This window comes from Bacillus sp. JJ634, assembly GCF_036962285.1.
Lineage (GTDB): Bacteria > Bacillota > Bacilli > Bacillales > DSM-1321 > Peribacillus > Peribacillus asahii_A.
The window spans coordinates 1-13654 of the sequence record NZ_JBALMU010000123.1 but is presented as its reverse complement, the minus strand read 5'-3'; the positions used below and the strand labels follow the sequence as shown (position 1 = coordinate 13654).

Below are 13654 nucleotides of genomic sequence, written 5' to 3'. Positions count from 1 at the left end.
CAGTTACTTGAATAAGAATTTCTATTTTTGCTGTTCAATCCATTTATCAAAGTAATGTTCCAACTTATCTTCAATTTTCTCATTACTACTGATTTCTACTTCAAACAAATAAATACCTTCTTCTGGTAAAGTGCCTTTACGTACAATTGGAAGCTCAGACAATAATCCGTCGGTATAGTAAACTTCCCAAACGTTATCATCTGTCTCAAATGCTGTTGCTTCGTGTAGAATATCATCATTATCGTCATAACGAACGATATGATAATGTTCGTAATCAACATACACTCCGTCTGATAAATCCATTGAAAATTTAACAAATATATGTTGTTTCAATTCTTCAAATAATTTTTTATCTAACCTTAAAGTAACAACATATCCATATTCTACTCCATCATCATCAATTATCGTACACTCTTCATAATCGAAGACCCAATCCATAATGGCATCTCGTAATTTCAAATAACCGTTAAGGTGTTTAGGTAAAGAAATTTTATAATTTAGCTTCATATTTAGCTTCCTTTTCACTTTATTCTATATCTCGTTTGACCTATCTAAGTTCAACTAACCTGCTTCGTAGTAGAATAAGAAAAAAGCGATACCTTTTATTCAAGTATCGGACCCTTTAGTTGAAGAAGCCTTTATTTTTCAAATCTCACTAACGTTTTTTCTGGTATTTCAATCTGGTCAATATCAAAGTTATTGATTTGGAGAGTTATCTCACCCTCTCGATTATCAGTTTCTTCTCCAATCCAACAGCTATACAGTTCAAAATAATCCCCTTTTTCAAGATAACTGTCCATTCTTTTACAAAGTTCTAACAGCTTTACTTTTGATTCAGCACACGTTTCTTGATTCATATATTCCGAAATCTCAATTCCCCAATGACTTGATACCTCGTAAACATAAGGGGTAGTAAACTGATATTTCCTTACATTTTGCAGTTCGCTTTCTCCTGCAAAACATCTTCCAATGTAAAAAGAAGCGTCTGAATATTCATCATCGTTAATTGTTAATTCTATATTACAGCCAATGTAGGAAGCTAAACTCATTCTCATTCACTCCTTTGGTAATCCTTTTAAACTATTCTGCCCTATAGTTGAATCAGAAAAAGCGATACCCCTTATTGAAGCATCGCACTCATTTAGACTAGTCAGATATATTCTTGATTAAGCGAATCATCATTCTTGGTATAAACATTAAAATGTTCCAAACTAATTCACATAAGATTGACTCTAAAATTGAATCTCGAATTTCAATAAGTATGTTTTTAAAAATGCCGCCCTGACCCTTCTTTTTCTTTTTCTCTTTCCTGATTTTCATCCTCTATCTCCTAATAACTCAATATCTACTATTTCACTCCTACTAATAATTGTAGCATTTTGTAATTTAATGAGTAGCCTTGTTTCATTAACCTGCTCCGTTACTTGAAGAAAAAAGCATTACTGCTGTTTCAGTAATGCACTCATTAGTTCAACAAAATTTCTCTGAAATTATCTATATGGAAGTGAAACCAATTAAGTCCAATTACAGTAGGTGACGCACATAAACCCTCAAACTCTAAATGATTTTTTTCGTATGTAAAAGGACCCATTACATTTATATCGCTACCAAGTTGATTGACCAACCGAAGAACATAAAACACTGCTTTTTCAGGTTCTTCAATTTGAAGTTTAGTCTTACACTCTAGCTCAAATAACGTCTCATCTTTCCAATATTGTTGCAGTGATAAGATTTCCATTTCACCAATTTCTTGATTTAGTCTCTTTATTACTCTTTGTGCTTTTTCTTTTGAAGTTGCATTTATATACATACGCCATTCGATTGTCTTAAACATCCTATACTCCTTAAATTTTTTGCTAATAATACATTAACTTAATTTTATCATTTCTTCTTGAACTAACCTGCGACGTTAGTACAAGAAGCGACTGTTCTTATTGAACAATCGCCCCCGTTTGTTGAACAAGATTGACTTAATCTTCGACTACTTCAATCAAATCAGTATGAATAGTAACAAAATACGTTTCTAATAATTCCATTAACTTCTGATTAAGCTTGTAATATTCATCGTTCGCCTTTTCGATGACATCATAAAATTCAGCTTCTTCAATCTCGTCATTTTCTAAAGCAACGTACAACCTCCACATTTCTTTGCCATACTTCTTCTCAATAATTGCATAATCGTGAGCACCAATTTTCTCAAGGATACCTATTAGTTCGTTCAAGTAATTATCTATCCCTACCTTTTCGATATCCCATTTAAACCACGTAAATAAGCTTTCGTGACCCCCACTTTCAAGCTCAGAATAGTATTGATAGACAATGAATGCTTCGTATAAATTTTTATCTTCAGTTAAATAATCATACTCAATTAACAGAGTAGTAACGGCGTTCCATATATCAGTCTTACTCAATAAATTTTTTCTTTTCATTTTAGGTTTCACAGCATTCCCTCCAACAAATATTTAATGCTATATTACCATTTCTTCTTAATTTCTTGTTGAACTAACCTGCCAGTTAGTTGAAGAAGAAAATCAACACCGTTCTTTAACAGAGCCTATTTTTTAAAGAACCAACAGGGCCCCGTATCAGAATTGAATATTCAAATAGACTCGTATATCGCTTGAATTTCGGTTTTTATAGGATTTGGATACACTTAGTACCTGAAACTTTTTTTGAAGTTCTTCGATAGCTTTTTGAACCTCTATTGATGTTCCTTCCAGTCGGATTTTCGTCATGTTCTGCACCTCCAATATTTTACTTTTTACCTTTTTTCTTTTTTATTTTATTTTTTACGAAGCTGATTCAACGCTTCTTTCGCCTTTTCAAAGTCTGTTTTCCCATACCTCAGTATCATGTCGGTTGATTCTAAGCCTGTAATCGTTTGAATGACATGTGCAGGAACACCGTTATTGACAAGCAGTTGAATGCCTGTATGACGAAGTTCTGATGCTTCCACCTTCCAAACACCTGTTATCCATTCATCTCCACTTTTTTCTCGACCAATTTGAGAAAAGATTTTTTGCACGGTTCTAATGGCTGTGCGTTTCCCTCGATTAGAGACGAACAACGACTCATGTTGTTGGAAATACTTACGCACTTCCCGATGGATGGCTTCTGTAATGATGTCTTCTATCTCCCCATTTTTATGGGCAATGTCGATATTCTCTTTTCGTATCACCGAGTCTTCTTGTTTAGGTTTCTGTCCATTTTTTAGCTGTTCTCTTAATTTATCGATTTCCTCCCTATTCACTTCAATGGTAAGAGATTCTATAAAGGTCAAGATACCTTCTAATTCTTTTTCCTCTCCATCAAACTTGAAAGGTCTGCCCCTTTTTAGATGTCTCCATTGTTTTTCCACTTCGATTTGTTCATCATATTCATTTCTGAATTCGATATAATTCTTTAAATCTTTTGCCAAATCATACGGGATGGGGATGATTCGTTTGTTTCTGCCTTTTATCATCAGAACAGGATTTTTTTTATCCAAAGATACATCCTGAATATCTAACATGACGACTTCCCGAATGGTCAAACAAGCATCTAAACATAAACGAAACATCAATAAATTCCGAAAATGGTCTCTTACTGAACTTCCATAGAGTCCCCATGGCTCTTCAATAAAATTGTTTTGTGCGGTGTAAAACCGCCTTTCTAAGAATCCTTCTGCCTGTTCGATTCGATAATCCTGCAAGCTTCTTGGTTTGCTTTTTTTAAGGTTTGGAAGGACAGGCAGTCCTTTTCCTGCTTCTTCCCGATGGATAGGGTTATCGATAAATACACTGTATTTCAACACCGATACAAATAGACGATGAATGTAATGGGGTGACAATTTCTCTTCTTTTAAATGAGAAATAAAGGAACGAACGATTTCTTCGTTAAAATGCGGGTAATCTTGATAATAATGAACTATCAGCCATTCAAAAAACCGTTCTAGTCCATAGATATAGGCGTTCTTCGTGTTTTCTGCCATGTCTAATGTTTCTGCAAAAGAATGAATGGTTTCTCTCGTTTCTTTATGTTTTTCAAAGTAAGTGAATTCTTCTTTGATTCGCTGTTTTCTTTCACGTATCGTATCAACAGAAAAATTCGGTTCTATGACAATTCTTGGTGTTTCCCCTTGCATGTAAAAGATATCATCTGCTCCTGTATGAAGGTCTCCATCATGAAATAGAACCGTTTCCCACTGTTTCGGATTCAGTTTCACTCCAAACTCTTTTTCGATAGCATCTTTAGAACGAATAAACACTTCTTCCAACGCATCTAAAACAAATAAGGTGACTTCTTGAACCGCGATGTTTGGTGAGATTAAGCCAGACAAGCGAATTCGCTTGCTTGCAGCATCATATTCTATATCTAATCCTCCGACTCCTACCTTGTCTCCATACTCTTTAAATCCTGCTCCAAGGTCAATCAAAAGGTTGTTGCTGTTTTTATCTCGTGATACATGTGTAGTTACCGTCACGATATCCGTTTCATACGCACGAATTATTTCATGAATCATATCGGTCTCCCCTTCCCTTCTCTTTCTGCCAAATTACATAGATATTTTTTAATAGATAAATAGGCAAATCGAAACAAAAAGATAAGATGAACACAAAGTCCATCCTATCCATCTATTTTATCGATTTACTGCGTTTTCCTTTTCAAACTTATTCGCCTTTTGCAAATTCGTTTAGTTCTTCTTCTGTTACAATGCCTTTTTTAATCAACCAATCTTTCATGGCTTCTGCAAAAATCGCTGATTTATTGATTTTTCTTTCTTTGTTTAAAATGAAATCATACATTTTTGTATCATTTTCTTTTTCTTCCGCAATGTATCGTTCCAACGGGATATTCATATAACCAGGCAACTTGATATTACATGGAAATAGTTTATGTAAGTTGTCTTTATGAATGTTTTGCACCCATTCAGAAACAGGTGTTTCTACCGTCTTCTCTTGTTTTTCTTCTGTTGCTTTCGTTCCTTCTTCTGTCGTCGTTACCTCTACTGCATCATCTTGTTTTGGTTCTTCTTTAGGTTTAACCCCTTGTTGCTTTATAGTAGGTAAGCTATTATCAGGGTAAAATCCAACACTTTTTCTATCTCTAGCCATTATATATTCAACTCCTTCATAATATTTTGAAATATTGCTCGTGGTCTGGACGCTTCTGTCAGCACCCATGGTTTTTTATTTTTATAAAGAGAATCACTGAATGCAATCGTTTTTGGAATGACAGTTTTTGTTACGGTCACTCCGTGTTCTTTGCAATACTTACGGCATTCTCTTAACGTTTCTTTATGTAAAGTAGTAGATTTCTGAACCTTTGTCGGAACAACCCCGCAAATTTTTAAATTTGGATTTTTTTCTTTAAAGTTATCAATGGCTTGAATGGTTTTTATCATGCTTCGTACACTAAATATCTCTGGGTGGAAGGGTACAATCGCCTCATCTATCGCATGCAACACATTCATCAAATTTAATCCGAAACTAGGTGGCGTATCTACAAATATGACATCGTACTTGTCTCGAACTTTATCAATTGCTCCTTTTAACAGATACGCGAAATTCGGATAATCTTCTGGATTTGTTAACACATCCATTTCGAAGTAAGACATATCATCATTGGATAAGGCAACATGAAGATTAGGGGACACTTCCACCACGACCTCTTCGATATCTATCTGTTTGGATAACACATCATACATGGTATTCTCATAAGCATCAGGATTTAGCCCGAATGAATACAACACATTTGATTGGTTGTCCACATCAATAATTAACACTTTTTTCCCTTGTAAAGATAATTCCGAAGCCATATTTGTACAAATCGTGCTCTTCAAAACTCCGCCTTTGTTTTGGATAACACCATAAACCTTTGCTTTTTTATCATTTATATTTTTTGTCATTATTTTTCCTCCTCATCCCTAAATGGGTATATGGTTACTTTCATTGATTTTTGAATTAGTCCTTTGTAAAAAGTAAAATTTTTTTCTTTTTACTTTTTTTATTTTACTAAGCAAAAAAACACATCCCAAGATTCGAATGTGTTTTTTTATTTTCCATATTTTAATAAACAGGTACTCTAGACATGAAATGCAAGTTGTCTCTGATGATTTAAACGCTCGTAATTCTTCACGAACAACCTTATGTCCAACACTTCATTCTTTTTATATTTTACTTTTTATTTTCATAAAAAGATGCGCTCCCAAACGGGAACGCATCGATTACGGAAAAATAATGACATACCTTCTATTCAATGGATTTTCTTCTTTTTCCTGTTTTTAATTGATAAATTCGATTTCGATATTAAACTCAAAGTTTTTTCGGTCAGGATGTCGGGTCATAAGACTCCGAATCTCAGATGGCATGTCTCGTGTGTAATATACGGCTTTTACAAAGTTTTTTACATACTCGTTCTGTATCTCAGTATCTGCCTCGTGCAGACGGTTTAAGTTTTCAATAATGGCAGTCGACCGTGCTTCCTTCGCAGTTGTATCGATACCATGTTGTTGTTGTAAAAGTAATTCTTCTCTTTCTTTTTCTAAATTCTCTATGGTTTGTTTGATTTCTTGGATTTTTTGTTTGTAATAGGCGCGGTCACTATCGTCAGCGTAGAGGTCATCCTCCCTACTCCTCTTAAGAGCTCGTTTTTGAATCGCTAATTGCTTCTCCACGCTTTCCAATCTTTGATTTACCTCTTCTTCTATATCGGAATAATCCTCAGCTAACATTTTTTCTAGTTCTTTTTTGACATCTTCCTTGTATTTGTTTAATTCCCCCATAAAAGCCTCCACGACAGGTTTTACATTGATGCCTGCGTTCATGCATTTTTCTCCACTTTCAGGCAGAAGATTGTGGCAAACTTTCACATAATATTCATCTGACTTATTATCTTTACGGATAGCCATTTTTCTTCCGCACTTTCCGCAAAACAACAAATCTTTTAAAATGGTGGGTTTGGCTGTGACGAACGCTCTTTCTCGTACTTTATTTGCATGTTCAGCTCGTGCTTTTCGTGTTTTATTCGCCTCTTCCCATTCGTCAGGATGAATAATATACGGATGAGCATTAGGTGTTTCCACAGTTTCGACAACTCGGTAGATGTACTTGCCATTTTCTTTTGTTCGTTTTCGACTATGAAACAGCACCGTTCCTTTATACACAGGATTCCGAATAATTCGTTTGATGGTTGGAAGATTAAAGAATTTGGCTTTTTTCGGTTTATTTCCTTCAGCATTCAGAATATCCCGTATTTTAAAACTGCCAAGTCCTGCTGCATGAAGTTTGAAGATATCTCTCACAATTTTTGCTTCTACCTCGTTGATTTCTAATTTTCTGCTCTTTGGGTGCCGTGTATATCCAAACGGAACAGAGCCAGAAATCCATTCCCCTCGCTTTGCCCGTGCGATTTTATTCAGTTTATTTCGTTTTCCTATCATTTGATACTCGCGAACTGCCAAACTCGTCGAAATGTTATACAGGAGCTCATCATCCCCGTCACTAGCTATATCAAAGGTTTGCGCAGGGGTAATAATTAATACTTGGTTATCTCTTACCTCTTTTCTAATATAATCAGAAACCGAAAAGTCTCGTGTTAAACGGTCAAGCGACACACACAAAATCGCATCATAGTTATCGATGTTATCGAGCATTTTCTTTAATGTCGGGCGTTTTTCAATGCTATCAGCTCCGCCACTCGTCACTTCTTCATAAATATCGTAGGTATATCCGCGAGCTTCTGCATATTCCGTTAACATGTCTCGGTGGTTTTGTAAGGTATCTTCATTATCTCCTTTTTCTCGTGATATTCTAAGCATCATCGCACAGTGATAGTTGTTGTCTTGTTCCATCTTTTTGCACCTCTCTAAAAAGCCTATCCATGTAGGAGTGTACCATACTTTATTTAAAAAATGTAGTAGGAACCGCATAACCAGAAGTATGTCCCCGCAATCCTTCAATAATTTCAATACCTTTAGAAATCGGTGCACGGAAATGGCCGATTCCTTCTGATAAATCACATTGATAAATATAGTAAGGGCGAACGCGGATTTTCACTAAATCATGCATCAACTTTTTCATAATCGCCACACTGTCATTAATGCCTGCTAAAATAACGGCTTGATTGCCAACCGGTACTCCAGCATTTGCTAGCATTTCACAGGCTAGCTTCGATTCCTCCGTAATTTCAATTGACGTATTAAAATGAGTATTCAACCAAACAGGATGATATTTCTTTAAAATATTACATAAATTCTCCGTAATTCGTTGTGGAAAAACAACCGGTGCACGTGTACCGATACGAATAATTTCAACGTGGGGAATATCGCGCAAGTTTTTCAAAATGTATTCAAGGATTGTGTCATTAATAAGCAGTCCATCTCCACCTGATAAAAGAACATCGCGAACAGCCGGTGTTTCACGGATATATTGAATGGCCGCATCTAACTGCTTCTTCGGCACTCCCATCCCAATTTGGCCGGAGAAACGTCTTCTTGTGCAATAGCGGCAATACATTGAGCATTGATTCGTTACTAAAAACAATACGCGATCTGGATAACGATGAGTCAGTCCCGCTACAGGCGAATCTTCATCTTCATGAAGCGGATCTTCCATATCATATTTTGTTTTATGCATTTCTGCCGAAATCGGCACGGATTGCATGCGAATTGGACAACGCGAATCGTCAGGGTTCATTAAAGATGCATAATATGGCGTAATATTAAGCGGAATCGTCTTTGTAGAAATCCGTACTCCTTCTTCCTCATCCGGTGTCAAATGAACGACCTTCTTTAAATCATCTACGGTTCTAATTGTATTCGTTAACTGCCAGAGCCAGTTATTCCACTGCTCATCAGTGACATCTTTCCATAGTTCAATATCCTTCCAATGACGCTTTGGCTTATATAAGTCATGTAACATGCTCATTCCCCCCGAAGTGTTGATACTGATAGTAAATGCAAGAAGCATGCCCAAATGACCAAAAAACCCAGAATCATTTTGATCTGGGTTCAGAAACATTCCTATATTTTTGTATTTTATATTGAAGCGTTTGACGAGGCACGTTGAGAAGCTTGGATGCTTGCAGCACATTCCCATTCGTTTGCAGCAACGCTTCTGTAATGAGCTTTGACTCCGTTTCCTTTAACGCTTCTCGCAATGGAAGTAACTTCGCCGCTTCAGGGGAATGATTTTGTAAAAAGCGCGGGACATCTGCAATCGTTAGCTCTTTCGTCTCAGCTGTATTAATCATATATTCAATTGCATGCTTTAACTCGCGTACATTTCCAGGCCAGTGATAGTGCAATAACAGCTGACGTACATCATTGCTTATTCCTTCAATATGGCGACGGAGCTTTCGATTAAACTCCTCGATAAAGTGCTCACTAAGAAGAACAATATCTTCCGAACGCTTTCTTAATGGCGGTAGTTCATAGCTTAATATATTTAGGCGGTAATATAAATCCGGTCGCAGCTGACTCGCTTCAATGGCCTTCTTTGGTGGAACATTCATGGCCGCAATTACACGTACATCCACAACCGTGCTTTTCGTACCGCCAATTCTCCGAACAACCCCATCTTCTAATACGCGCAATAGCTTAGCTTGTAATTCGATTGGCATCGACTGAAGCTCATCTAAAAATAACGTTCCTCCATTCGCTAATTCAAATAAACCTTGTCGTTCAACAGCTCCTGTATAGCTTCCTTTCGCTGTACCGAATAATAAAGATTCCAGCAGCGATTCCGGGAGTGCGGCACAATTTTGTGCGATAAATGGTGACGTTCTTCGAGGCGAAGCATGATGAATACTCTGAACAAACAGCTCCTTCCCAACCCCGCTTTCGCCATACACCAATACGGATGAGGAAGATTGTGCCGCTTTTTTTCCTTGCGAAATAATTTGTTGAAAATCAGGATTATTCGTTAATAAATCAGAAAATGTATATACCGTACTATTCGCTTGTGCTTTCTTGGGCTTTCCTGCTGCTTGAATATCTATTAAGCGCTGTGCTAGCTCCTTTAAACTTGAATAGTCTTTCGCAATTTCAACGGCTCCAATAAGCGTATCATCGACATAAATAGGTAATGTCGAACTAACCGTTTCAATTTTTTTACCATGAATATTCATATAAGACTGCTCTTTGTGATAAATTGGTTTTCCTGTTTGAATCACCTGAAGTAACGTAGAAGATTTTTCCGTTAACGATGGAAAGGCTTGCAGCAATGGAACGTTCAGTACTTCAGAAACTTTCATTCCATCATTCGCTGCAGCGACTTCATTATAAAAAATGGTGTTCCCTTCTAAATCAATTACATGAATACCTTCATCAATACTTGCCAAAATGGCTTCTAAAATTTTTTCTGAATAAGATGCTGACAAAGTCCCCCTCCTTCATACGTTCTTACTAGATATATATGAAGAAATGCTGAAAACTTGTCAAAAAGCTGCCGATATTTCAGCACTCAAACAATTGACTTTACCCACATATTCATGTCCTCCAGCTTATCAAAAATATAACAGTTATTCGCAAGGCGCCCGCGGTATTCATAGCCTTGTTGATGAAGCGCAGCATTCATCCCAAATGAAAGCGCTCTAGCAATCGAATATACGCAATATATTTCCTGGGCAAGTAACTCCTCTTCTAATTTGACAATCAAATGCTTCATCAAGCCAAACTGCCGATGTTCGGGCAATGTCGCACAGTCGGTAATTTCCGCATTATGATAAAAACGGTTTATTTCAGCCGAAGCAGCACTTATAATTTTCCCTTCATACGTATACACATAAAAAACTGTATTGCCTTTTATACATTTTTGAATATATTCCGGATCATTCATCGGCGTTGGATACACTTCGAATACCGCCCGATACAGCTCAGCAAGCTTCGTTGCATCTGTTACTATCGCCTTCCGTACTTCATATTCTCGCGGAGGGCTTGATAATGTGACATGCTTTGGTAATGCAGCTACATTTTGAATGATTTCATCTTCTTTTATCCAATGTTCATTCGCTCTTCTCTCAGCGGAAAAGTATTTCACAAGAAAATGACAATCGCTGCCAAGATAAAACTTATCAATCATTGCTTCATATACAAACCCCTGCATCATTAAGTCGATTATATTTTCCTTACGTATCTTAAAAATCAGTTTTTCGGCAGAAATCTCAGCTACTGCAAGAAGGGCCTCCTCTACACAGCTAGCGAAATGACCAAGGTAGTCTTCTACACGCACCCGCTTATTAAACCGATCCATTGTCAAAGTAATGGAATAGCCTCGTTTCTGGATTTTTTTTTCGAATATATCTAGATTCATGATTGTTTCCTCTTTTCCTATCAAAAGCTTCTCTTTCACTAAAGAATCAAATTCTCATAACCTCTGCTATATCATTACACATTTTCTGCAACTTCGCACCACTCTAGAATGGTGAGCGCAATAATTTCAGCGGCGGCCATCATTTTATCGACTTCAATATATTCATTCGTATCATGCGCCAGCTTCGTTTCTCCTGGTCCAAACACTAACGTCGGAATGTTTCCTACTGTGGATAAATACCCGCCATCGGTTCCCCATGGTGATGCTTCAATAATCGGCTCCACTCCTTGCACGTTCTTAAAAGCGTAAGCAACCGTTTTTAAAAGAGCATGCTCTAGGTCCATACTTCCCGGAAGCCACCTCGCTCCAAACCATTCGATTTCTATTGGCTTTGTACGAAACCAAGAATCTGTTTGATTGAGCCTCTCAATCATCGTCTCCAGTGAGCTTTTCGCTTCCTCCATCGTTTCCGTTGGGGCAATACCAAATCGTCCTTCGACAATAGCTGTCTCTGGAACCGAAGATGGCCAATTCCCACTTTCCATTTTTCCAACATTAATGGGAATCGGAATCGATATTTTTTGATAAAGAGGATGCTGCTTCCATTGCTGATTGCGTTCATTCTCTAGCTTTTTAATCTCATGTAAAACATTCGTCATAAGATCAATCGAACTCTCTCCTTCATACCTTGTACCACCATGGGCAGACTTTCCTTTCACAATGAGTCGAAACCACATCGATCCTTGTTGAACAGGGAATAACTTTAAATTGGTAGGCTCTGGGATAATGGCTCCATCTGCTTTGTACCCTCGTAAAATCGCTGCTAATGTACCAGCACCTCCACTTTCTTCTTCAATCACACTTTGAAATATAAGATCACCCTTTAACGGAATATCTAAAGCTGTAATTGCCTCAATAGCTAATAATAAAGCAACATTTCCGCCTTTCATATCAGTCGTTCCTCGCCCGTATACTTTGTTTTCTTTTAAAATCCCGCTATACGGATCGTCATCCCAACGCGCATGATCTCCTTCTGGAACAACATCAATATGACCATTTAAAATCAGAGATTTGCCACCGCCTCTGCCTTTCTTAACAGCAACAAGGTTTGGATTTCCTTGAAAATTATGACGATCACAATAAAAATGGTGATGACTGCGTAACGTTTCATCACCAATTTCCCATAAATCTATAGCTAAGCCCAATTCACGGCATTTTTCAACAACGATGGCTTGGGCACCTTCTTCCTGATAACGTTTACTAGGCTCTTGAACAAGCTTTTGTAATAGTTGAATCCCATTTTTTCGATGCTCTTGTAACCATGTTGAGATTTGCTGCTGATAGGCCATTTACATCACACTCCTTATTTTTGTAGGATACGGAGCTGTTCGGCAACATCAAATGAGGCTTCTGTTCGCTTTCGTACTTCCTCTACCGTATATGGTTCATACAAATCAGTTAAGATTAATCCTGTTTCCCTTATCGAAAAAACACCTAAATCGGTAATGACCATATGGACACATCGTTTTGCTGTTAACGGTAACGTGCATGTTTTAAGTAATTTCGATTGACCGTTTTTATCCGTATGATTCATCAATACAATCACTTTGTTCGCTTTTGCTGCGAGTTCCATTGCGCCCCCCATCCCTGGAACCCTTTTCCCCGGAACAATCCAATTCGCTAAATCACCTTCCTCACTTACTTGCAGCGCCCCTAAAATCGTTACATCAACAAGTCCACGTCGAATCATTCCAAATGCAACAGCACTATCACAATAAGATGCCCCGCTTTTCACCGTAATCGGATAACCTCCAGCGTTACATAAATGCTCATCCGCCTCTTCATACGGTGGGGAATAGCTGATTCCAACAATTCCATTCTCTGCATGAAACATGACGTTATGACTTTTGGGCAAATAATCTGGAACGAGTGATGGAATGCCGATTCCTAAATTGACAAGCATACCATCAGAAATTTCCTCAGCAGCACGTTTGGCTAATGTTTGTCGAATACCGTCTCCCATGCCCATTTCCAATCCACTCCTTTCGATGGAACGATATAATCAACAAATGCCCCCGGAGTCACAATATGATCTGGATTTAAAGCACCAAGCGGTACAATTTCATCTACTTCAACAATCGTGATGGCTCCTGCCATTGCAATAAGAGGATTCGTATTGCGGGCACTTTTATCAAACACTAAATTGCCATACGGGTCACATCGTTTCGCATACACAATTGCAATTTCAGCCGTTAATGCGGGTTCAACAAGATACTTCTTGTTATCTAGTGCTACTACTTGTTTCCCTTGATTAACAAATTCTGCATCTAATCCGATATCTGTTAACACCCCGCCAAGCCCCA

Annotated in this window: 15 protein-coding genes and 1 pseudogene; all 16 read right to left on the bottom strand. The window is 37.5% G+C overall.

What is annotated here, in order from left to right; translation table 11 throughout:
* Window positions 1-21 precede the first annotated feature (21 nt).
* Window positions 22-507: a hypothetical protein gene (locus V7068_RS17480; protein ID WP_499713840.1), complete on the bottom strand. Its 486-nt coding sequence runs from the start codon at window positions 505-507 to the stop codon at window positions 22-24.
* 131 nt (window positions 508-638) lie between these two features.
* Window positions 639-1049 (bottom strand): hypothetical protein, encoded by a 411-nt coding sequence (locus V7068_RS17475; RefSeq protein ID WP_499713839.1) that lies wholly within the window; start codon window positions 1047-1049, stop codon window positions 639-641.
* Window positions 1050-1146: 97 nt separating this feature from the next.
* Window positions 1147-1320: a hypothetical protein gene (locus V7068_RS17470; RefSeq protein WP_499713838.1), complete on the bottom strand. Its 174-nt coding sequence runs from the start codon at window positions 1318-1320 to the stop codon at window positions 1147-1149.
* A 145-nt stretch (window positions 1321-1465) separates the two neighbouring features.
* Complete coding sequence (locus tag V7068_RS17465; protein WP_499713837.1) at window positions 1466-1834, bottom strand: hypothetical protein; 369 nt, start codon at window positions 1832-1834, stop codon at window positions 1466-1468.
* 136 nt (window positions 1835-1970) lie between these two features.
* Window positions 1971-2441, bottom strand: coding sequence for a DMP19 family protein (locus V7068_RS17460; RefSeq protein ID WP_499713836.1), 471 nt, complete (start codon window positions 2439-2441; stop codon window positions 1971-1973).
* A gap of 144 nt (window positions 2442-2585) precedes the next feature.
* The gene (locus tag V7068_RS17455; RefSeq protein ID WP_499713835.1) at window positions 2586-2735 is read right to left on the bottom strand and encodes a DUF3970 family protein; all 150 of its coding nucleotides are present in this window, start codon (window positions 2733-2735) and stop codon (window positions 2586-2588) included.
* 47 nt (window positions 2736-2782) lie between these two features.
* Window positions 2783-4501, bottom strand: a complete 1719-nt coding sequence (locus V7068_RS17450) for a tyrosine-type recombinase/integrase (protein WP_499713834.1) — start codon at window positions 4499-4501, stop codon at window positions 2783-2785.
* Between the two features lie 148 nt (window positions 4502-4649).
* Window positions 4650-5093 carry a hypothetical protein gene (locus V7068_RS17445; protein ID WP_499713833.1) on the bottom strand — a complete coding sequence of 148 codons (444 nt, stop codon included), beginning with the start codon at window positions 5091-5093 and terminating at the stop codon, window positions 4650-4652.
* The gene (locus tag V7068_RS17440; RefSeq protein WP_499713832.1) at window positions 5093-5887 is read right to left on the bottom strand and encodes a ParA family protein; all 795 of its coding nucleotides are present in this window, start codon (window positions 5885-5887) and stop codon (window positions 5093-5095) included. The genes V7068_RS17445 and V7068_RS17440 overlap by 1 nt, the downstream gene beginning before the upstream one ends.
* 375 nt (window positions 5888-6262) lie before the next feature.
* On the bottom strand, window positions 6263-7831 hold the full coding sequence (locus tag V7068_RS17435) for a recombinase family protein (RefSeq protein WP_499713831.1): 1569 nt from the start codon (window positions 7829-7831) through the stop codon (window positions 6263-6265).
* Between the two features lie 64 nt (window positions 7832-7895).
* Window positions 7896-8900, bottom strand: a pseudogene (gene kamA / locus V7068_RS17430) (lysine 2,3-aminomutase); the annotation flags it as partial.
* A 73-nt stretch (window positions 8901-8973) separates the two neighbouring features.
* Complete coding sequence (locus V7068_RS17425) at window positions 8974-10359, bottom strand: sigma-54 interaction domain-containing protein (protein WP_499713830.1); 1386 nt, start codon at window positions 10357-10359, stop codon at window positions 8974-8976.
* Window positions 10360-10442: 83 nt separating this feature from the next.
* Window positions 10443-11291, bottom strand: coding sequence for a putative beta-lysine N-acetyltransferase (gene ablB, locus V7068_RS17420; protein WP_499713829.1), 849 nt, complete (start codon window positions 11289-11291; stop codon window positions 10443-10445).
* Window positions 11292-11365: 74 nt separating this feature from the next.
* Complete coding sequence (locus V7068_RS17415) at window positions 11366-12640, bottom strand: peptidase (RefSeq protein WP_499713828.1); 1275 nt, start codon at window positions 12638-12640, stop codon at window positions 11366-11368.
* Window positions 12641-12654: 14 nt separating this feature from the next.
* Window positions 12655-13320, bottom strand: a complete 666-nt coding sequence (locus V7068_RS17410) for a 3-oxoacid CoA-transferase subunit B (RefSeq protein ID WP_499713827.1) — start codon at window positions 13318-13320, stop codon at window positions 12655-12657.
* Window positions 13287-13654: CoA transferase subunit A (locus V7068_RS17405; RefSeq protein ID WP_499713826.1), on the bottom strand; the 368-nt coding region annotated here is incomplete at its 5' end. The genes V7068_RS17405 and V7068_RS17410, both read right to left, overlap by 34 nt.